Origin of the sequence: Nocardia sp. CA-084685 (genome assembly GCF_050955785.1) — a bacterium.
GTDB lineage: Bacteria > Actinomycetota > Actinomycetes > Mycobacteriales > Mycobacteriaceae > Nocardia.
On record NZ_CP192094.1, the window covers coordinates 1,141,844 to 1,162,385 of the forward strand.

Sequence of the window (20,542 nt, forward strand, 5' to 3'; positions counted from 1 at the left end):
TCACGTCACCCCCAAACTTTTCTTCAGTCGTGTCAATCCGTCCCGTATACGGGACTTAACGGTAGGTAACCCTACGCCGAGGAAGTCGGCGACTTCCGCGTAGGTTCGCCCGCCGTAATAGGCGAGCGAAATGGCTTCCCGCTGAGTCTGTGTCAATGTCCCTAGACCCCGCTGGACAGCCTGCTGCTCGAGCCTGCGCTCTACTTCTTCGGTGACCTCATCGAATTCGTTGCCGAGAACCCTTATCCCATATGCGACTTCGCGCAGGGTATGGGCCTGTTCGGCGCGGACCCGGTCGACGGCCCGCCGATGTGCGAGGGTCATCAACCACGTCACCGCGGATCCTTTGGTGACGTCGAAACTGGACGCGGTCCGCCAGATCTGGAGATACACCTCCTGGGTGGTCTCCTCCGCGTAACCGGGGTCGTGTAGGACGCGTAGCACCAGGCCGAAAACGCGCGCGCACGTTCGGTCGTAGAGCTCGGCGAATGCCTCCTGGTCCGACCGGCCGCAACGTTCGAGAAGTGCGGCGAGCTCGATACTTTCGGCGGCGCGTGCCGTTACCGCAGATTCCACCCCGTTGGAAGCAACGGCGGGTGGGATGGCTTCTCTTCGGAACGAGTCGCCCTCTGCGGCCGGCGGCCGCGTTGTCACAACGCTCCATTCTGTGTCATCGGTCACTACCGTAGCGGGCCGCTATCGGACCCCGCGCGGTGGGGTATCAGCGAACCGCGTGCGGATCAGCAACTTCTCTGTAAACCTCGACGCGCCAGGCGTTTCTGGTGGGGACGCGCCGTGACGCGCCGATGGTTTTCGCGAAACGCCGTATGTACAACCGACTTCGGCTTGTGGCCATCGCCGGGTGTTTGCTAGGCATTCGGCGCGCCGCGCCACATGGATGGGAAGAAGTTGGGTTCACACGGCCATGCGACGACGGTTGCGCCGGGCGTGCATCTCGCGTTCGGTTTCGGACATACCGCCCCAGATGCCATAGGGCTCGCTGACCTTGAGCGCGTGACTGCGGCACTGCATGAGCACCGGGCAGGCCCGGCAGATCTCCTTGGCGCGCATCTCGCGTGCGGTACGGGCGCGGCCGCGTTCACCGTCCGGGTGGAAAAACACCGCGGAATCCTGGCCTCGGCAGGATCCCCGCATCTGCCAGTCCCAGACGTCCGCGTTCGGTCCGGGAAGGTGGGTCGGCATGGGCATGGTGAACTCCTCGTGGTGCGAGCTCGTCAGCGTTGTCGAGCAGTTGTTCTGCAACAGTTGTGGCCACGGCGCTGGGTCGGCGGCGTGCCATGGGCTCGCCTATTGCGGTCGCTGCAATTTCGCGCGGCGCCGACCGTGGCGATGAGCTACGTTAGGTCCAGCCGCGAAATTCCGTCAATAGTTCGATGCAGCAGTTTTCTAAATCTTAAGCTGCGAAATTTAACCTCGAAGCTGTTTACTTTTTGGATCGGTCCGGTAATACTGATCGGTTGACCAGAGGCCGAGCGGTCTTCGCATGGCGTCAGTATTCCGCATTCCCGCAGGTGGGAACGGGTTGGCGGTTGCATCCCCGAGCGGTAGCGCGTAGTCGCGGACGTGGGTCCTATCACATCGCCGACCGGCCGCTGCGATGTCCGCTCGATCGGAGATGGCAGAAACGGGGCGCTCAGGTTAATTGCGCGAAACGCATGTGAATTCCGGTCACACACGCTATGTGATTGCCGGAAGTACTTTTACTTGATGGAAACATGGCTACGGCGATGAAATGCTCAATATTAGCCGGAAGTACCTGACGGACGGTTTCTCGCGCGGGGTCGCATGCGGCACTCGGGTTAGAGTTCGGCCGTGCTCGTGCCTGCTTCCCCTATATATATCGAGTCCGCCATGCTTGCCGACGCGGCCTTCGGTACCTGTCCCGGCCGTGCCGCTACCGAGTTGCCAGCCGCCGCGAACCCTCTCGATTGCTGGTACCGGGCGGTGATTCTCGGTGGTCAGGGCCGGTATGCCGCAGCACGCGAAGAGTTGCGGACGTTGCGCGAGCGCACCACCGATCCGGTGTTGCTGTCGCTGGCGGCGAGTACCGAAGGCTCGTTCCTGCGTCAGCTCGGCTGGCATACCCGCGCGGCCTGCTATGACGGTCGCGCGGTCGCGTTGATCCTGCCGACCGAGGATGCGGTGGGTCCCGCTCGCGTGGACGCGATCTGTGACGCGCTGACCGGTCTCGCGGCCGACGCGCTCGGCATCGGCCGCTCGGCGCTCGCCACCCGCCTGCTTCGGCGCAGCCATGACGCGATGGCCCGGGCGCAGTCACCGCACGGCTGGCGAACGCTGATCCGCTGGCATTGGGTCTGTGCGGAGACGGCACTCGCTTCCGGCGCCGCCGACGCTGCCGCACCCCACGCCGCGACAGCCCTCGCGCTGGCCGAGGACGCACCGTCGGTTCGGCACCGGGTCAAGTCCCGGCTCTTGGTCGCCGCGACCGCCGCGGCATCCGGTGATGTCGAACGCGCGCGCACGCTCGCCGACGCGGTTGCCGAGCAGTGCCACGAGCATGGGTTGCTCCCATTGCGTTGGGCCAGTTCGATGTTGCGCTCGGGGGTGTGCACGGGGACTCGCGCGGACGCGGCCGCGATCGATGCGCAGGAGTGCGCGCAGACCATCGGCCGTCGTGGCGGCCACTTTCGTCCCATGAGTGATTCCCGAGTCTGATCAAGACACCACCGTGTTGCCCGGATCCACGCGTTGTATCGCTATTGTTAGACCCGTTCCGCCCCTTCGGCGGAAGCACTGGTCATCACCAGCCGGTGCCACTTGTAACGCCAGGAAATTCTCTGACGATGACGAACACGGGCGAAGAGTTGGACCTCGCCGTCGCTGCCGCTGCGCAGGGCGACAGATCCGCTTTAGCCCAGGTACTCGAATTGGTCCGCCCGTTGGTGGTGCGCTATTGCCGCGCGCGGATCGGCGCCGCGGAGCGTGGACAGCTCTCCGCGGACGACGTTGCGCAGGAGGTATGTCTGGCCGTGATGACAGCTCTGCCCCGGTATCAGGACCAGGGCAGGCCCTTCATGGCCTTCGTATACGGAATCGCTTCGCACAAGGTTGCCGACGCTCATCGCAACGCCGCCCGTAACAAGGCGGAGGCAATGGCCGAAGTACCAGATGTCATATCCACCGACCAGGGGCCGGAACAGCGAGCTCTCGAGTCCGAAACGAGCAGGCAGATGAATAGCTTGCTCGCGACGCTTCCTGAGAAGCATCGAGAGATTCTGATCCTGCGTTTGGTCATGGGTTTGTCAGCAGAAGAAACCGCAGTCGCCGTGGGCAGTACGGCGGGTGCGATACGCGTCGCCCAACACCGGGCGCTCGCGAAACTGAAGTCACAAGTGGCGAGGGCAGGTGAAATGTATGGCTAGGGATGGCGAGCGCGGTCGGGGCGACTGGAAGGCGCGACGTGGATCGCGAAATAGCGGTCCCTACGCCGGGAGTGGTGACACCGGTCCGGTGGACATCGCGGCGGTGCGCAGAGACGATGCGCTGATCGATGCCATTGCTAGCAACGGCCCGGTACAGACCGACAGCGCGGAGGAGTTTCAGCTCGCCTCGCTGCTCGCGGACTGGCGAGCGGAGCTGATTTCTCCGCCGCTGCCTGGGGGACCGAACCTCGATGAGATCGTTGCGGCGGTCAACCAGGAGATCGGTGCCCGGCAGGTCCGTATCGGTGCGCAGTCCGGTGGGCGACTACGGCTTATCCGTCCGATTCTCGGGACGGCTGCCGCGCTGGCTCTGGTCATCGGTGGTCTGTCGGCGTTCTCCTATGGCGCCGCTCCGGGCGATCCGCTCTGGCGGGTCAAAGAAGTCGTGTTCAGTGAGCAGGCGCAGTCGACCGTGGTGCAGCGCGCCGACAGCGATCTGGCCAATGCGAAAGTGATGCTCGCTCAGGATAATCCGGAGCAGGCGAGGGCAAGGCTGGAGGGCGCGAAGGCGAATGCCGAGCTGATCGACGATCCGGTCAAGCGGGACAAGCGAATCAACGAATTCAACCTCTTGCTTGCGGAGTTGAACAAGATCGCTCCGGAGATCGGGAAGTCACTCGCGGCGAGCACGCCACCGACGACGACATCCAACCCGGCGACAACCGACGGCACCAACCCGTCGACCACCAAGCCGTCCGGCGATGCGGGTTCGACCTCTTCGGTGGTTCCGCCGGTCGATACGAAGGTGCCGACTACGGACACGCGTACCCCGGGCACGTCGACACCGCCGACAACAGTGCCGCCGGTGACCACTCCCGAACAGTCCACCCAGCCCAATCAACCGCCCCAGGCTCCGCCGACCACCCTGGTACCCAAGCCAACGGGGGTCGTGCCGAGCGCGGATTCCGGCCCACCCGTGCAACCGCCGACACATCAGCAGACGCCGCCCTTCGTGGTTCCCACGGGGTTGCCGTCCTTGCCGGGGTTGCCCGGGTCGGGGCCGACCACTTAATCGGAGTCGATACTCCAACAGCGCTTTGGTTCGTGAGAAGCGCTCGATCCAGCAGAAGCGCTGTGGCGGATGCATATCCGCCACTTCCGCGCGTGCGTGGGTGCGCGGACATCCGAATAATCGTGCATGAACCGATCGCCGACCGGCGGTCGGCTTCTTGTATGTCAGCTATTTCACATCGCGCACGCGCGTCAGCGCGCTGTGTGGGCGCGCGATGTCAGCTGTCGAACCCGTCGAATCCGTCGCCGTGGAAGGCCTCGTTCATCGAGGCGTCCGCGTACCCCCGGCAGTAGTCCCAGGTGACATACGCTTCCGGCATCGGGTCGTAGGCGGGTTCGTGCGGGCGCACCGTGCCGTCGACCAGCAGTTGAAGCAAATTGGCGCGCAGCATATCCCAGTCGTGGTAGTGATCTTGTCTGCAGTCTTCGCAGCTGACCACGAGTCCTCGGATGCCACGGTGCGCTAGTAGTGCCTCATACACCGCAAGGTCGGCGAGATCCTCCTCGACCGCAAGGCGCTCGTGGGGATCCAGCGGTTCGCCGGGCTCGATGGCATCGAGCGCGGCGGTCGGGTCGGAGGGGTCTCCGGCGAACGGATCCGGCGGCAAGCCAGGTGGTAGATGGTCACGCACACCCCCACGGTACGCAGAACAGGGGGCTCTTCGCCAGCTATGTGGCGCGCCAGTTTCGGTGGTGGGCTCAGTTCCGTGAGCGAGCGCAGCGAGTGAACCGTAGGCACAGGCGCCCACGCGCACGACGGAGCCGAGCGTCAGCGAGGCGCAGTCGTGAGCGAGCGCAGCGAGTGAACCGTAGGCACAGGCGCCCACGCGCACGACGGAGCCGAGCGTCAGCGAGGCGCAGTCGTGAGCGTGTTTGCGGGACAGATACCATGGGTGACGGGCCCCGGCCAGTATCCGACAGCGCTGGCGGAGCCGTCACCGTCCATCCCATCAGCTTCCACGACGCCGGCCACCCCGGCGTTCGTTGCTTTCGACGTCCAGGAGGGGTCGATCCGAATGAGTAATCCCGTATCGGGCGAACGAATCACGGTCCGCCCTCCTACGGGTGGTGACGATCCGAACAAGATCGCCATGCTCGGCCTCACGTTCGACGATGTGCTGTTGCTGCCGGCCGCTTCGGATCTCATCCCGAGCACGGTGGAAACCTCCAGCCAGCTGACCCGCGAGATCCGGTTGCGCACCCCGCTCTGCAGCTCCGCCATGGACACCGTGACCGAGGCGCGGATGGCCATTTCCATGGCGCGCGCGGGCGGCATGGGTGTGCTGCACCGCAATCTGGCCGTCGCGGATCAGGCCGCACAGGTCGAGACCGTCAAGCGGTCCGAGGCGGGCATGGTCACCGACCCGGTGACCTGTCGCCCCACCGACACCCTGGCCGAGGTCGACGCGATGTGCGCCCGCTTCCGCATTTCCGGTCTGCCGGTGGTAGATGAGACCGGCGCACTTGTGGGCATTATCACCAACCGCGATATGCGCTTCGAGGTGGATCAGAACCGGCGGGTCGCCGATGTGATGACCAAGGCGCCGTTGATCACCGCGCAGGAGGGCGTCACCGCCGAGGCCGCACTCGGTCTGCTGCGCCGCCACAAGATCGAGAAGCTGCCGATCGTCGACGGGAACGGCCGGCTGCGCGGACTCATCACCGTCAAGGACTTCGTCAAGACCGATCAGTACCCGAACGCCACCAAGGACCGTGATGGCCGCCTACTCGTCGGCGCCGCGATCGGTGTCGGCGAGGACTCCTGGTCGCGCGCCATGACTTTGGCCGATGCCGGGGTGGATGTGCTCATCGTCGATACCGCGCACGGCCATCAGGCCGGTGTGCTGCAGATGGTGACCAAGGTCAAGGCCGAGGTCGGCGACCGCATCCAGATCGTCGGCGGCAATGTGGCAACCAGGGCTGGCGCGGCCGCGTTGGTCGAGGCGGGTGCGGACGCGGTGAAGGTCGGTGTCGGTCCCGGCTCCATCTGCACGACCCGCGTGGTCGCCGGTGTCGGCGCACCGCAGATCACCGCGATTCTCGAGGCCGTCGCCGCGTGCAAACCGCACGGCGTTCCGGTGATCGCCGACGGCGGCATCCAGTTCTCCGGTGATATCGCCAAGGCCATCGCGGCGGGCGCGTCCACCGTGATGCTGGGCTCGCTGTTGGCCGGCACCGCCGAGTCGCCGGGCGAGCTGATTCTGGTGGGCGGCAAGCAGTTCAAGAGCTACCGCGGCATGGGCTCGCTGGGTGCGATGCAGGGCCGCGGGCAGGCCAAGTCCTACTCGAAGGATCGCTACTTCCAGGACGACGTGCTCGCCGAGGACAAGCTGGTGCCCGAGGGGATCGAGGGCCGGGTACCGTTCCGCGGACCGGTCAACCAGGTCATCCATCAGCTCGTCGGCGGATTGCGCGCGGCCATGGGCTACACCGGGTCGCAGTCCATCGCGGAGCTGCAGGAGGCGCAGTTCGTGCAGATCACCGCTGCCGGGCTCAAGGAGAGCCACCCGCACGACATCACGATGACCGTCGAGGCGCCCAACTACACTGGTCGCGGCTAGCCTGCTCGACGGGTTGTGTACTGGACGGGATGTTCCGTGCATGATTGACCGTATTCGCGGTCATCGAGGTGCATAACCCACAGCCTCGCGCAGCGTAGGGCCGGGACCACGAGTCCCGGCCCGGACTCCCGGACGTAGTCGCCTGTTCGCGATCGACGGCTCGATATGCGACCACGAGGGAGCGAGTCCGTGCGAGCGGCGCTCGCGGCGTGGCAGCCGGATCGTCGAAACGCATGCGACGCAGTCGCGAGTCTCGACGGCTCGGACGCCAGCGACTGCACGCAGGTCGCTCGACCGGTCAGCGGGACCACGGGCGAGGCGAACACGCAGTGCTGCGGGCGCTGCTAATCCAACAGAGCCGTGAACATGCCGCGCCGGCGCGGCCGAAACTAAGGAGCACGCGTGCGCGACATGGTCGAGATCGGTATGGGTCGGACCGCCCGGCGTACCTATGAACTGGACGATGTCGATATCGTCCCGTCGCGGCGGACTCGTTCGTCGAAGCAGGTATCGCTGGCGTGGCAGTTGGACGCCTACCGGTTCGAGATCCCGTTCCTAGCGCACCCGACCGATGCGCTGGTCTCGCCGGAGTTCGCCATCGAACTCGGCAGGCTCGGCGGACTCGGCGTCATCAACGGTGAGGGGCTTTGGGCCCGGCATGCCGATGTCGCCGCCAAGGTCGACCAACTGCTCGAACTGGTCGCCAAGGGTGGTTACGAGCGTGCCGTCGGGCTGCTGCAGGAGTTGCATGCCGCGCCGATGCAGCCGGATCTGCTGGCCGCCGCGGTCGCGCAGGTGCGGGCCGCCGGTGTGACGGTGGCGGTGCGGGTGAGCCCGCAGAACGCACGCGCGCTGACCCCGGCGCTGGTGCAGGCCGGGATCGACCTGCTGGTGGTGCACGGCACCATCATCTCCGCCGAACACGTCGGCGATGGTGAGCCGTTGAACCTCAAGACCTTCATCGCCGAACTGGATGTGCCGGTGGTGGCCGGTGGCGTGAGCGACCACAAGACCGCGCTGCATCTGATGCGCACCGGCGCCGCGGGCGTCATCGTCGGCTACGGCTCCTATCCGGGCGCGACCACCACCGGTGAGGTGCTCGGCATCGGGGTTCCGATGGCCACGGCCATCGCCGATGCCGCCGCCGCGCGTCGCGACTACCTGGACGAGACCGGCGGACGCTATGTGCACGTGATCGCCGACGGTGATATCGCCACCTCGGGGCAGCTGGCCAAGGCCATCGCCTGTGGCGCCGATGCCGCCATGCTCGGCGTACCGCTTGCGCTGGCCGCCGAGGCGCCGGGGCGCGGCTGGTACTGGCCTTCCTCGGCCGCGCATCCGTCGGTGCCGCGCGGTTCATTGCTGCATGTGGAGGATCCGTGGGATCTGGGCGGCGAGTTGTCCGGTGATACCGGCGAGACGGTGCGCCCGAGCCTGGAGCGGGTGCTGTACGGCCCCTCCGACGACCCGTTCGGCTCGCTGAATCTCGTTGGCGGCCTCCGTCGCTCGATGGCCAAGGCCGGCTACTCCGACCTCAAGGAATTCCAGCGGGTCGGCCTCAGCGTCCGCGCGTGACCTAGCCACGCTCAGCGGGCGTGCGTCGGTACCGACTGCTCGCGGAGGAACTGCTGTATGGCGTGGTTGACCGGCTCGGGGTGGGTCATGGTGACCGCGAGCCGTGCGCCAGCGATCTCGACGAACTTCGACGCGGTCAGACCGGCGGCAAGCTGCTGGGTGCGCTCGCGGGCGATACCGCTGTCTGTGGCGTGAATCACCAAGGCCGGGCAGGTGATTTCGGATAAGCGGTCCGATACCGAATCGCGGCCGAGTAGACAGCCCGCGGCGACCTCGATGCCGCGGCGGTCGCGGCCGAGCCACCGCTTGGTCCAGATCGCCCGGTACCACTCGTCATCGCCGATCAGCCAATATGCGAGCTGTTCGACGGCCTCCTGCCGGGAGCCGTCCTCATACCACTCGTCCAGGAATTTCTGGGTCGCGATGGATTGTTCGGCCGTCGGACCGTGCGCCTCGGTGCTGATCAGGATCAGCGCCGAAACCCGCTCGGGTGCGATGAGCGCGGTGCGCAGCGCGGTGAACCCCCCTTGCGCGGTGCCGCCGAACACGGCGCGTTCGACGCCGAGATGGTCGAGCACGGTGAGCGCATCGCGTGCGGCGGTCCAGTAGGTGAACGGTAGTCCCTCGTCCCTGGTACGACCGTGTCCGCGCGCATCCCAGGACACGATCCGGAATTCCGGTGCGAGCGCGGCCATCTGGGATGCGAACATCGTTCGGTCCATGAAGAATTCGTGTGCTAGTAAGACCACCGGACCGTCCCCGCCACTGTCCTCGTAGTGGATGTCGGCATCTATCGCGCGGGCGAAGGGCACGGCATGAGGATAGCCAGCGGTGCGGGGGCGCGCGGGACGATTTCGGCCGCTGCCATCAAAGCCTCGCTGGCGCTCGGTTCCGATGGCAGTGATGCTGCTGTGCCGATGGTTCGCGCGCTGCGCTCCCTGCCGCCTGCGCCTCGCTGGCGCTCGGCTCCGCCGTCAGGGAGGACCCTGCTGTGCCGATGGTTCGCTCGCTACGCTCCCTGCCGCCTGCGCCTCGCTGGCGCTCGGCGCCTGCGCCTCGCTGGCGCTCGGCTCCGCCGTCAGGGAGGACCCTGCTGTGCCGATGGTTCGCTCGCTACGCTCCCTCACTAAACTGTTCAGGTGGCAGAAACCCAGAGACCGGTCCTCGTCGTCGACTTCGGCGCACAGTACGCCCAGCTGATCGCACGGCGGGTCCGTGAATCGAGTGTGTATTCGGAGGTGATTCCGCATACCGCCACCGTGGATGAGATCGCCGACAAGCAGCCGCTCGCGGTGATTCTGTCCGGCGGACCGTCCAGCGTGTACGCCGAAGGTGCGCCGCAACTGGACGCGCGGCTGTTCGATCTCGGCATTCCGGTCTTCGGCATCTGCTATGGCTTCCAGGCCATGGCCCAGGCACTCGGCGGCACCGTCGCGCACACCGGCACCCGCGAATACGGCCGCACCGAGCTCAGTGCCGACGGCGGTCTGCTGCACGGTGGCCTGCCGACCAAACAGCCGGTGTGGATGAGCCACGGCGACGCGGTCACCGACGCGCCCGAGGGTTTCGAGGTCACCGGTACCAGCGCGGGCGCTCCGGTCGCCGCATTCGAGGATCGGGCCCGCAAGCTGGCCGGTGTGCAGTACCACCCGGAGGTGCTGCACTCACCGCACGGTCAGCAGGTGCTCAGCCGCTTCCTGCACGAACTCGCCGGAATCCCCGCCACCTGGACCCCGGCCAGTATCGCCGAATCGCTGATCGCTTCGGTGCGCGAGCAGATCGGCGACGGCCATGCGATCTGTGGGCTGTCCGGCGGTGTGGACAGCGCGGTCGCCGCCGCACTGGTGCAGCGGGCGATCGGCGAGCGACTGACCTGTGTGTTCGTCGACCACGGCCTGTTGCGGGCGGGTGAGCGCGAGCAGGTGCAGCAGGACTTTGTCGCCGCGACCGGCGCCAAGCTGGTGACCGTCGACGCGGTGGACAAGTTCCTCGGGGAGCTGAAAGGCGTTACCGATCCGGAGGAGAAGCGCAAGATCATCGGGCGGGAGTTCATCCGGTCGTTCGAGGACGCGGTCTCCGAGGTGGTCGTCGAACAGAGCGGCGGGGCCGAGCCCGAGGTCGAGTTCCTGGTGCAGGGCACGCTCTACCCGGACGTCGTCGAGTCCGGTGGCGGCAGCGGCACCGCGAATATCAAGAGCCACCACAATGTCGGCGGTCTGCCCGACGATCTGGAATTCGACCTCGTCGAGCCGCTGCGGTTGCTGTTCAAGGACGAGGTCCGCGCGGTCGGCCGCGAACTCGGGCTGCCCGAGGAAATCGTTGCCCGCCAGCCGTTCCCGGGGCCCGGCCTGGCCATCCGTATTGTCGGCGAGGTCACCGCGGACCGCCTGGAGACGCTGCGGCAGGCCGATGCCATCGCACGCGAGGAGTTGACCGCCGCCGGGCTGGACCGCCAGATCTGGCAGTGCCCGGTGGTGTTGCTCGCGGATGTGCGCAGTGTCGGTGTGCAGGGCGACGGGCGCACCTACGGTCATCCGATCGTGCTGCGCCCGGTCTCCAGCGAGGATGCGATGACCGCGGACTGGACCCGGCTGCCCTATGACGTACTCGAGCGCATTTCCACCCGCATCACCAATGAGGTGGCCGAGGTCAATCGGGTTGTCCTCGATGTGACGAGCAAGCCGCCGGGCACCATCGAATGGGAGTGACCCACAATCGGGCCTGATTTGCCGGATTCCGGGAGTACCGTCAGCCGGGTAGACCAGTTCCCCAGGGGGTCCGGATGGCAGCGAAGAAGCCGCTCTGCACCGTCCACGCGGTCGTCGAGGCACCGTGTGGGGTGGTGGCCGCGCTGCTCACTACGGTGAGTGCCGGTCCGGTCGGTCCGGACAACGCCTTCTTCCTCGCCGACGGCCCGAACCCCGGGATGCAATTGCGCGGCGGCCCGAATGAATTTCGGGCCGCGATCGCCGGGGACCCCAATAGGATTCGGGTCGAGGTGGATCGGGCGCAGGCGATGCTCGCGGTCGAAGGGCAGCGGTGGTTTCGCGCCGAATGCCGAGTGTTGCCGCATCCGAAGGGCGCTCGGGTGATCCAGCAGATGTTCAATGTCGCCACCAGTGCGCGGTGGATGGTGCCGATGATCGCGCGCGGTGTGGAGGGTAAGCAGCGGGTGAGTATGCAGCGGCTACTCGACCGGATCAGTGAGCATTTGAGCTGCCCGGCTTATTTGGAGTAGCGGTGGTGTGCGGCCGAGGATGAGTTGTCCGAGTAATAAGCCGCCGCCGAGGTAACTGCGGCTCGGTGTCAGCGGCATGAAGCGGCCGATCGGGATTCCCGTATGGTCGGTCGGGTCGTCGTCGATGTCGAACTGTTCCATGGGCATTGGTTCTGCTCCTCCGGAAAGAAAATGGCCCGTCCGCCTGGACGGGCCATTCGCGTGATCAGCGTGGTCCGCGCGGGGAAATGACCAGCAGGACGCCGACCACGATGGCGGCGATCACGACGACCCAGCCGAGGGATGCCACACCGGTGGAGGTCATGGTGGACGGGCCGATGAAGGCCCAGATGCTCACGCCGAGGGCGAGCAGTCCGACGATCAGCAGAGAGACCGAGGGCCCCCGCTTGGTGATGTTGTCTTCGGTGGGTTCAGCCACGGTGCACCTCCGCATTGCCGGTCCGGACATGGACTTTCAGATCGAGCACGGGTGCGCCGTCGGCATGCGGGCCGGTAATGCCGGTGGGGCAGTTGACATCTCCCAGGTTGACGGTGCAATCGGTGCGCACCGCCATACCCTCGGGCAGCAGGATCTCGGCATCGCCGAGCCCGACCGTGACCTCGACGGCCCGGTTCTCGGTCAGCTTCAGCGACCGCAGATCCAATGTGCCTGTTCCCATGGTCAACTCGTACTTCGGGGCGAGGTCGACTATCGAGGTCGGTGCCCAGGTGCGATCGCCGACGGTGGCGCTGTCGAATTCGATCGGTCCGAGCATCGAAGCCAGCACCACGAATCCGGCGAGCGGTGCGGTGAGTACGAGCAGTCCGAAGCCGCGGCGCAGGAATGCGCCGATCACCAGCCCCGACCCGATCACCGCCAGCGCCACCGCGGCGATGCGTCCGGGAGTCATCCACTCGACGCCGGAGGCGGCCAGCGCACCCGCACCGGCGGCGGCCAGGATGGCCAGGCCGAGCACCACGGGTGTGAGCCGGGAGCGAGGGGGCTTCGGCTGGGGAGCGACGATGGTGCGGGTTGGGGTGGGGTCGGGGAGGTCCCAGGCGAGAGGGGCGACGCCGAGGGGGTCCCAGGAGGGTGGGGTGAGGCCGGTAGCGTGCGCGGGTGTCGCGGACGTTGTTCGGGATGGGGGAGTGCTTGTGCGCGAAGTGGATTCCGCTCGCGATGAGCTGTGGCCGCTTTCCGAGGCAGCATCGGTGCCGCTCGCGCCGGATGTAGCAACAGGTTGTGCGGTGTCGCCACCTTTTGCGCCGGAGGTGGCGCTCGCGCCGGGCGTCGTGCTCGCCGTGGTGCTGATACCGGTCGATGCGCTCACGCCCGACAGTGCGCCGGTCGTGTGCGGCGATTCGGAGCAAGCGGTTCCCGGCGTTGTTTCATCGGTGGGGGCTGTGGTCCCGGTCCGAGGCGTCGTGGTTCCTGCCTCGCTCTTGTCGAGCAGTACGGTGTCGGCATCATCCTTACGAAGCAGGACGGTGTCGGGATCGGCTGGCGCAGCGCCCGCGATCGTCGTGCCGTGCTTTTCCATCAGATCGGTTTCGGCGTCGCTATTTTTGGCGTCCGGCAAGACAATCGGATCTGCCTGATCCGCCGCAGCGTTCGATGCCGCCGGGGCGGGGGCCTCTGGAACATATGCGTCCGGCAACTTCGTGTACGGCGTGTACACGCTGGTCTCCGGCGTGTAGAAATCACCGGGCATCGGGCGCTGTGGGAATACCGCCCCGGGGTAGCCGGTCGCGGTGAGACCGCCATCGAAGCCGCCGAGTGAGCTCGTGCCGGGCGGCGGCTGTGGCGTTCGCATATGCAGCATCCACCAACCGGCCAGCATCAGCGCCATGCTGATCATGCCCGAGCCAGCCAGTCCGACGCCGACCGGTCCGATGGTGCTGACCGCGATCGCCAATGCCACGATCAGCACGATGGTCTTGGTCTGCGACTGCGAGCTGTGCCCCTTGCCGAACAGCGACTCCGCCGCCGAGAACTGATCTCCCGCCTCGCTGAACAGCAGCCAGGCGAGCAGGTACAGCACAATGCCCGCTCCGCCGAAGATCGTCGACACCACGAGTGCGACCCGCACGAGCACTGGATCGATCCCGTAGCGCTGCCCGAACCCGGCCGCGACACCCGCGATCGGACCTTGCCGCGGCAACCGGACGGGCCGCGACTGCCACATCTGGTGAATCTGATCGCCGAAGCTCGTTTTCGTCATGGTTTCCATACTGGGCGTGACCAGCGCTTCGGCACATCGGGGGGAACCCTGAAACTATTGCTGATCCTTTTGGACCAATCGGTCTCTTGGTTATTTAGTCGCAGGGCGGATGGTAGGGGAGTTGCGGCAGGTAGCGCCGCCACAGTTCGGGAGTCATGAGGGTGGCGGTGGCATGACAGATACGTTCGATCGCGTGCCGATCGTCCATATCCCACAGTCGACGCTCGCCGCCGCTACTCGAGGCGGACAGATAGTCGCCTTGTGGATGGAACTGGATGAACCAAACGTTAGGGCCGGGCGGTGCGATGGAACTGGAAATCAGGCGGGGATGACGGCGATCGGTGAAGTCCCACAACCGCACCGAACCGTCGTTTCCGCTGGTGGCCATGGTCTTGCCGTCGGGACTGAACGAGGTCGAGATGATCGCCAGGTTATGTGCGGTGACCCGATCGCCGATCGGTACGGGCGACACCGGGTTGCTGATGTCCCAGACCTGGAAGGTCTCGTTCGCCACGGTGACGGCGGTGCGGCCGTCAGGGTGCATGATCACGTCGAGCATCAGCGGCGAGTGCTCCGGCGGGGATGTACCCACCCGGACCGGGTGAGCCGGGTTCGAGATATCCCACAGTGCCAGCCTGGTTCGCAGGGCCATCTCCGGCGAACTGGGTTCGGACAGCGTCGATTCGATGATAGCGAGGGTGGGGCCGATCGGATTGACGCCGATGGCTTGGACCTGGGCGGGAGCCACGGATGTCGGTGTTCCCAGGAGCACTGGGCGGGAGCGGTCCGCGATATTCGCGAGTTGGAAGGTATCCACCTCGGGAGCCGGAGTCTGCGCCGCCAGGGTCCAGTCGCGGTCGAAGCTCAGGCGCGACCACTGCGCCGATGCCTGCCAGTCACCCGATATCCGAATGCGCTTCAGGTCGGAGATGTCGACAAGGACCAGCGGGCCCGTCGGACCGTCCCGCTCTATCAGGGATTTCCCGTCAGGGCTCAGGGCCCGTATCGATGATCCCGGTTTCGCCCTGAATTCCCCTACCCGTACCGGTTCCCGTGGATTACTGGTATCCCATATGACGAAGGTGCCGTCGCTGGAATCGCTCACCATTCGGGTGCCGGTGGCATCGAATATCGGACTTCTGCCCCAATCGGTATGTCCAGTGAGAACCGCCGGAGCCAGGGACCACAACCGCACGACCCCCTCGGTGCCGCCGACGGCCAAGATCTTTCCATCCGGGCTGAATGCAAGTCCTGTCGGTTCACCAGTGCACCGAGTGGGAATTCTCGCGTCGTTGAGGCAGCGGGTCGGAATCGCCGACAGTTGGGCGCCCAGCGGGGTCGGTTGCGCGGGATCGGCGATATTCCACAGTTTCGCGCCGGTGGCATCACCGGCCGCCAGGGTGTGGCCGTCCGGGCTGAAGGCGAGCAGGGGGACCGGCTGCTGAACCACTGTATCCACCAACGGATTTCCAAGCGGGCGCGGGTGGGCGGGATCATCGACGGCCCATAACTGGGTCACGCTGACGTAGGTGTGTCGTACGGTCAGGCGCGGACCTGCCATGGCGAAGGTGCTGTTGTCAGGGCTGAACCGGATTGCTTCGACACCGTGGGTCACCTCGAATGCTGTGCCAGCGTGGGCGATCTCCCCGGTGATGGGTACGGACCACAATTCGACCGTCGCGATACTGCGGTCCCAGTCGCTGGTCGCGACCGCCAGTAGTCGTCCATTGTTGCTGAACGCGAAGGCGGACAGGTCGCTATTGTGCGGTGCGGGGACGAACCGACCTTGGATCGGTTGGGTCGGGTCGCCGACATCCCACAGGGTGATGCCTTTGTCGCGTGTGGACCCGACTGCCAGCGTCCGTCCGTTCGGACTGAAGGACACCAGATAACCGGTATCGCTCGTGGTCGTCGGCGGCGATCCGAAAAGCCGGGGATGCGCCGGATCACGGACATCCCACAGTTGCGGGCGCGCCGAAGTGCCGGTGGTCGCGAGTACTGTGCCGGCGGGGTTGAATGCCATGGACGTCGCCCCGGAGCGGGATTCGCGTAAAGGCTCGCCCAGCGGGTGGGGATTTCGCGGATCGGCGACATCCCAGAGGCGGATGGTGTTGTCGTTGCTCGCGGAAGCCAGCACCCGGCCGTCGGGGCGGTACGCGATGGTCCTGATCCCCTCGTTGTGGGCGACGAATGGTGTCGCGAGGGCGAGGTTCTGGGTCGCGAGCAACCGTGCCCGCACTTCTCGATCGCCCGGTCTGAGTTGTCCGGCAACGAGATATAGCTGCGCGGACAGTGAGGGATCGATTTGCTGTAGTCGATCCGCCTCTGCCAGTACGAATCCGAAGTTCTTATCGTTGCGTTGCTGCTCGGCGAGCTCGACCTGCGCGTAGGCGAATGCGCCCAGTACGAGTAGCCCGACGCCGAGCATAGCGAGGACTGCCCGGGTCACCGACGACTGTCTGCGGGTATGCGCGCGCGCTGCTCGGGACCGCTCCAGGAAGGTGCGGACCTGGCCGCCGACCAAGGGGGGATCGACATGACAGAGAGCGGTCTCGAGCCGGGTGCCCCGATAGAGCAGTGACCGATCCTGTCCGGTCGAATGCCATTCCGCGGCATCGGCTTCCAACCGCTGCCGGACCAGGTAGCCGACCCGGTCCTCATCGATCCAGGTGTGCAATCGCGGCCACGCCTTCAGCACGATCTCGTGGGTCAGATACACCGAGTCGGAGTCGAGGGTGATCAGGCGGGTGCGGGCCAGCAATTCCAGTGCGGCCGTGGCGGACACCGGGTCGGTGGTGCGTTGCAGCAGGGTCGGACGGACGGCGATGCGCCGGGTATCGCGCGAATCACTGGCGACGGCAACGAGTCCGAGCAGCACATCTTTCGCGCAGGACTGCTGGGTGTCGGATAGTTCGCTCCACGCCTGTTCGGCGGTCGCGGCGATGGAACCGATGACACCGCCCGCCTTGCGATATCCGGTGACGGTGAGTTTGCGGCCTTCGCGGTGTTGCCAGGTGGCGGCCATGACGTGCGAGAGCAGCGGGAGTGCGCCTGGATCGTAGCTCTGGCGGTTCTCATGATCACCGACTCCGCAGAGTTCGGTGATCACCAGTTCGGCTAAGCCGGACTCCAGTTCGAGCCCGGCGTGATTGGCCGGCCCGATGAGTGCCTGGGCCAGTTCGTCCAGTCGCATGGGGCCGAGCAGATAGCTGCGGTGTTCGAGAGCGTGCTGCAGGATCGGGTAGTCGAGGCACTGGGCGTAGAAATCGGCCCGCAGTGCGATGACGACGGCGAGGGCATCATCGGCCCGAGTCGCGCAGCGATGCAAAACTTTCAGGAAAGCTTCGCGCTCGCGTTCATCCGGGCAGGCGGTGAACAGTTCCTCGAACTGGTCCACGATGAGCAGCCGGCATCGGTCGGCGCTCCATTGGTCGAGTGCCGTGCAGACTTCGTCGGCAGACGGTTGCGCTATCGCGTTGTCCGCCTGAAAAGCCTTGGCCAGCGCGCGCAGTGGCCTTGCGCCGGGTGTCATCGCGGCGGTCGACCAGTTGTCGGCGACGGCGGGTATGAGCCCCGCGGCCACCAGCGAGGACTTGCCCGCACCCGATGCGCCGATGAGCACGACGATGCCATCCGTGTCAGCGGCGGCCCCTTGGACCAAATCGACGAGTTCGGCAGTGGACCTTGTTCTCCCGAAGAAGATGTCGCGGTGCTGCTCGCGATATGAGGTGAGCCCCAGGTAGGGACAGGCCGCGTCGTCCTCGTCATTCGGTGTCCAGGTGATGGCGGCCTGCCAGAGCCGTTGCCACTCACGCACTTCCAGCAACTGCCGACTGGTCTGCGACTCGGCCTTCTTGGCCAGGTCGATCATGGTGAGCACCACCGGGAGCAGCGATTCGAAGCGAGCCGGAACATTGCGCCCCGCCTTCCAATCGCTGATCCGCTGCACCGAGGCACTCGGAGCAGCCCGTTTACCTTGCGCGGCGCGCATGCGCGTTTCGGCTGCCATGGCGACCCGTCGCAGCGTCGGATTGCCTGCGGCCGCATAGAGATCGGCGAATCGTTGCGCGAAAATCGCACGCGGTGATCGGATTTCCCCCCGAGCCTCGGCGGTGGTGTCCTCGGTCACCACGTGCGCCCGATCTTTTTGGGCGACAAAGACATAGGAATAACTTAGCCGGTTCGAATGCAGGGACGGCCGTGCGATCGTTGATCGCGCGGTCGTCCTGGTAGCGGATTACAGGAAGATCCGGTCTCCTGTCACCGCGTCGGCGGCGGTGACCTCGGGCGTGTCGGCGGTGAGGGTCACATAGGACTGGATGGTGAGCGGTCCGCCGCAGTTCTTGACCAGCAGGTGATAGTCGTGGCTGACCAGATAGCCGGTGCCGCCGAGAGACAAGTCCTTGGTGCCCAGTTCGATCGGCTTGATCTCGCCGGGGCTGATCGACATGTCGAGACTGATTCCCGCGTAGATCTTCGGGCCGATGCTGGCATCGAAATTCGGTGACGTCGAATCGCCACTGCCGCTGACCCCGATGCTGAATCCGGCGTCGAAGCCGATGCCGGCCTGGATATCGACCGTGAGATCGAGATCGACCGCACAGGCGATCAGGTAGCCCGCCCTCATGGTGCCCGTCGCATTCACGGGGATGATGCCGTAGAAGGTGTTGTCCAGAAAGACCTCTCGGTTGGTCGGCATTCCATTGAGCGGGGGTACCGGGCGGAACTGTTCGTCCATATGGCCGACGGTGAGCTCGAATCCACTTGGGCCCGAGTAGTTCTTCTCGTGCGGCGCCATCCCCTGCGCGGCGGCGGACGGCGCGCCCGCCACGGCGATTCCGACCAAGGTGGCGGCGATGAGCAGTATCGACTTGATGTTCATGATTCCTCCCCGAACCTGTGCTCGGCCCCCTGCGGCGCGAGTCCCGGTGTTGAGTGGGACGTTTCCGACCCCGAAAGAAACGTATGGCGCGGGGCGGTGAGCTGCCTAAGCCATTGATCGGTATTCGATCTGAAAAGCACTGGTAGACATGCCTTGCGGCAGTTATCCGGTCCGGCGGTGCCCGGGTCGGCAGCGGATCCGTCGGTTGCCCGCTCTTTCCGTCGCAAGATGGCTGAGATCGATATAAGAACGGCAGTTCAGCGTGGCTTTCTTGTCCGGACCGGACAGGAATCGCCGGCCTGCGCAAGATCGCCACGTTTGAGAACGCCGTAGCGTTCTACCGATATCGGCCCTACCGGGAGAAACAAGTGTCATGCATGAGGTTCGTCGTCAGCGCTTGCGCCGCTGCGGCATTGGCGGGGACCGCCTTCACCAGCACTCCAGCATCCGCGGATGCGTTCCCCAACCTGACGGGCCCAGCGGTTCCCGCGATCGCCGACCTCAACGGTGACGGCTACACCGACGTTGTGTTCAGCGATTTCGTGCTCGGATTCGGAGTGTCGGTCTTCCTGGGCACGCCCGGTGGAGGGTTCCAGCCCGCCGTCCGCTACGCCACCGGTGGGCAGGCGGACTATGTCGCCATCGCGGACTTCAACCACGACGGCAAACTCGATATGGCCGTCACCAACTTCACCACGAGCGACGTCTCGATACTGATGGGCAACGGCGACGGCACCTTCGCCAACGCCGTCAACTACGCGACGGACCTGGCCCCCGGGGCGGTGGTCGTCGGCGACTTCGACCAGGACGGCAACCCTGACTTGGCCACCTCCAATCAGGCCCCGTCATGGTCGGTGCTCCGGGGCAATGGCGACGGCACTTTCTTTCCGGCATCCATCGTCTCCAGCAACCTAGGCGTCGGCTCCGGGTCCGCCGACGTCGCGGACTTCGATGGGGATGGCAACCTCGACCTGCTACGCGGCAACTACGTCAACAGCACAATCCAGATCTACCGCGGCCGCGGTGACGGCACTTTCACCGCCCCGACTACGTTCGGCGACGGTGCCCTGACCGCTTGGTACGGCATGGCGCGCGATATCAACGCCGACGGCAAGCCCGACATCCTCTTCTCCAACCTTGTCACAGGCACCGTAACCACGCTGTTCAACAATGGTGACGGCACCTTCGGCGCGCTCGCGGTATATCAAACCGGCGGTCTGCTCCCGCAGTGCTTCGACCTTGCCGACCTCAACAGCGACGGCATGCTCGACATGGTGGTCGCCAATGGCGGCACCTCCAGCATCAGCGTGCTGCTCGGCACCGGCAATGGCACCTTCGGTCCGCCGCACACCTACCCCTCCGGCGGGCTCGTCCCCCTGTCCACCCCGATTCTCGCCGACTTCAACCAGGACGGAAAGATCGACACGGTCATCGGCAACACCGGCTCGGGGAACATCACCCTGCGCTACGGCAACGGCGACGGCACCTTCGGGCCCGCTATCGATTACTCCGCCTGATCGACCGCTAGGGGCTGCGCCGGGCGGGCCGGGGCTGGGCCCTGTCGTGCGACCGTTAGTTCGTCGGGGGTTGCCAGGCGGTGGGGTCGTTCA

General features: G+C 65.8%; 16 protein-coding genes. 8 read left to right on the forward strand and 8 right to left on the reverse strand.

Annotated elements, in window-relative coordinates; all coding sequences use genetic code 11:
- Both ACQP2U_RS04880 and ACQP2U_RS04885 read right to left on the reverse strand, forming a co-directional pair.
- Positions 1-576: a sigma-70 family RNA polymerase sigma factor gene (locus tag ACQP2U_RS04880; protein WP_397031990.1), complete on the reverse strand. Its 576-nt coding sequence runs from the start codon at positions 574-576 to the stop codon at positions 1-3.
- Between the two features lie 339 nt (positions 577-915).
- Positions 916-1,209, reverse strand: coding sequence for a WhiB family transcriptional regulator (locus tag ACQP2U_RS04885; protein ID WP_014981828.1), 294 nt, complete (start codon positions 1,207-1,209; stop codon positions 916-918).
- Positions 1,210-1,833: 624 nt separating this feature from the next.
- On the opposite strand from ACQP2U_RS04885, the gene ACQP2U_RS04890 reads away from it, so the two are divergent.
- The 3 genes from ACQP2U_RS04890 to ACQP2U_RS04900 all read left to right on the forward strand — a co-directional run bounded on the left by ACQP2U_RS04890 (position 1,834) and on the right by ACQP2U_RS04900 (position 4,476).
- Entirely contained in the window at positions 1,834-2,697 is an 864-nt protein-coding gene (locus ACQP2U_RS04890) for a hypothetical protein (RefSeq protein ID WP_433713586.1), read from the forward strand.
- A 128-nt stretch (positions 2,698-2,825) separates the two neighbouring features.
- Positions 2,826-3,404, forward strand: coding sequence for a sigma-70 family RNA polymerase sigma factor (locus ACQP2U_RS04895; protein ID WP_040686727.1), 579 nt, complete (start codon positions 2,826-2,828; stop codon positions 3,402-3,404).
- Positions 3,397-4,476, forward strand: coding sequence for an anti-sigma-D factor RsdA (locus ACQP2U_RS04900; protein ID WP_433713587.1), 1,080 nt, complete (start codon positions 3,397-3,399; stop codon positions 4,474-4,476). Before ACQP2U_RS04895 ends, ACQP2U_RS04900 begins: the two co-directional genes overlap by 8 nt.
- A 217-nt stretch (positions 4,477-4,693) precedes the next feature.
- Here the strand turns inward: ACQP2U_RS04900 and ACQP2U_RS04905 are convergent, their stop codons facing one another.
- Entirely contained in the window at positions 4,694-5,107 is a 414-nt protein-coding gene (locus tag ACQP2U_RS04905) for a DUF5319 domain-containing protein (RefSeq protein WP_397031619.1), read from the reverse strand.
- Between the two features lie 384 nt (positions 5,108-5,491).
- Here ACQP2U_RS04905 and guaB point away from each other — a divergent pair, with 384 nt between their 5' ends.
- On the forward strand, positions 5,492-7,036 hold the full coding sequence (gene guaB / locus ACQP2U_RS04910; protein WP_433713588.1) for an IMP dehydrogenase: 1,545 nt from the start codon (positions 5,492-5,494) through the stop codon (positions 7,034-7,036).
- 402 nt (positions 7,037-7,438) lie between these two features.
- A complete protein-coding gene (locus ACQP2U_RS04915; RefSeq protein ID WP_433713589.1) occupies positions 7,439-8,611 on the forward strand; it encodes a GuaB3 family IMP dehydrogenase-related protein in 1,173 nt (390 codons plus the stop codon).
- A gap of 11 nt (positions 8,612-8,622) precedes the next feature.
- Here the strand turns inward: ACQP2U_RS04915 and ACQP2U_RS04920 are convergent, their stop codons facing one another.
- A complete protein-coding gene (locus tag ACQP2U_RS04920) occupies positions 8,623-9,423 on the reverse strand; it encodes an alpha/beta fold hydrolase (RefSeq protein ID WP_433713590.1) in 801 nt (266 codons plus the stop codon).
- Between the two features lie 327 nt (positions 9,424-9,750).
- Between ACQP2U_RS04920 and guaA the strand changes: the two genes are divergently transcribed.
- Positions 9,751-11,319, forward strand: coding sequence for a glutamine-hydrolyzing GMP synthase (gene guaA, locus ACQP2U_RS04925; protein WP_433713591.1), 1,569 nt, complete (start codon positions 9,751-9,753; stop codon positions 11,317-11,319).
- 74 nt (positions 11,320-11,393) lie between these two features.
- Complete coding sequence (locus ACQP2U_RS04930; protein ID WP_433713592.1) at positions 11,394-11,849, forward strand: hypothetical protein; 456 nt, start codon at positions 11,394-11,396, stop codon at positions 11,847-11,849.
- A gap of 205 nt (positions 11,850-12,054) precedes the next feature.
- Here ACQP2U_RS04930 and ACQP2U_RS04935 read toward each other — a convergent pair whose 3' ends face one another.
- The 4 genes from ACQP2U_RS04935 to ACQP2U_RS04950 form a co-directional block, all read right to left on the reverse strand.
- Positions 12,055-12,267: a hypothetical protein gene (locus tag ACQP2U_RS04935; protein WP_433713593.1), complete on the reverse strand. Its 213-nt coding sequence runs from the start codon at positions 12,265-12,267 to the stop codon at positions 12,055-12,057.
- The gene (locus ACQP2U_RS04940; RefSeq protein ID WP_433713594.1) at positions 12,260-14,050 is read right to left on the reverse strand and encodes a PspC domain-containing protein; all 1,791 of its coding nucleotides are present in this window, start codon (positions 14,048-14,050) and stop codon (positions 12,260-12,262) included. The genes ACQP2U_RS04935 and ACQP2U_RS04940 overlap by 8 nt, the downstream gene beginning before the upstream one ends.
- Before the next feature lie 94 nt (positions 14,051-14,144).
- Positions 14,145-18,179, reverse strand: coding sequence for an AAA family ATPase (locus ACQP2U_RS04945; protein WP_433713595.1), 4,035 nt, complete (start codon positions 18,177-18,179; stop codon positions 14,145-14,147).
- Between the two features lie 108 nt (positions 18,180-18,287).
- The gene (locus ACQP2U_RS04950; RefSeq protein WP_433713596.1) at positions 18,288-18,932 is read right to left on the reverse strand and encodes an MspA family porin; all 645 of its coding nucleotides are present in this window, start codon (positions 18,930-18,932) and stop codon (positions 18,288-18,290) included.
- A gap of 377 nt (positions 18,933-19,309) precedes the next feature.
- Between ACQP2U_RS04950 and ACQP2U_RS04955 the strand changes: the two genes are divergently transcribed.
- Complete coding sequence (locus ACQP2U_RS04955) at positions 19,310-20,449, forward strand: FG-GAP repeat domain-containing protein (protein WP_433713597.1); 1,140 nt, start codon at positions 19,310-19,312, stop codon at positions 20,447-20,449.
- The last annotated feature ends 93 nt before the right edge of the window (positions 20,450-20,542 follow it).

Excerpts from the sequence above, each read along its gene's own strand:
- ACQP2U_RS04885 (WP_014981828.1), bottom strand. The coding sequence starts at position 1,209 with ATGCCCATGCCGACCCACCTTCCCGGACCGAACGCGGACGTCTGGGAC.
- ACQP2U_RS04895 (WP_040686727.1), top strand. The coding sequence starts at position 2,826 with ATGACGAACACGGGCGAAGAGTTGGACCTCGCCGTCGCTGCCGCTGCG.
- ACQP2U_RS04900 (WP_433713587.1), top strand. The coding sequence starts at position 3,397 with ATGGCTAGGGATGGCGAGCGCGGTCGGGGCGACTGGAAGGCGCGACGT.
- guaB (WP_433713588.1), top strand. The coding sequence starts at position 5,492 with ATGAGTAATCCCGTATCGGGCGAACGAATCACGGTCCGCCCTCCTACG.
- ACQP2U_RS04930 (WP_433713592.1), top strand. The coding sequence starts at position 11,394 with ATGGCAGCGAAGAAGCCGCTCTGCACCGTCCACGCGGTCGTCGAGGCA.
- ACQP2U_RS04940 (WP_433713594.1), bottom strand. The coding sequence starts at position 14,050 with ATGACGAAAACGAGCTTCGGCGATCAGATTCACCAGATGTGGCAGTCG.
- ACQP2U_RS04950 (WP_433713596.1), bottom strand. The coding sequence starts at position 18,932 with ATGAACATCAAGTCGATACTGCTCATCGCCGCCACCTTGGTCGGAATC.
- ACQP2U_RS04955 (WP_433713597.1), top strand. The coding sequence starts at position 19,310 with ATGAGGTTCGTCGTCAGCGCTTGCGCCGCTGCGGCATTGGCGGGGACC.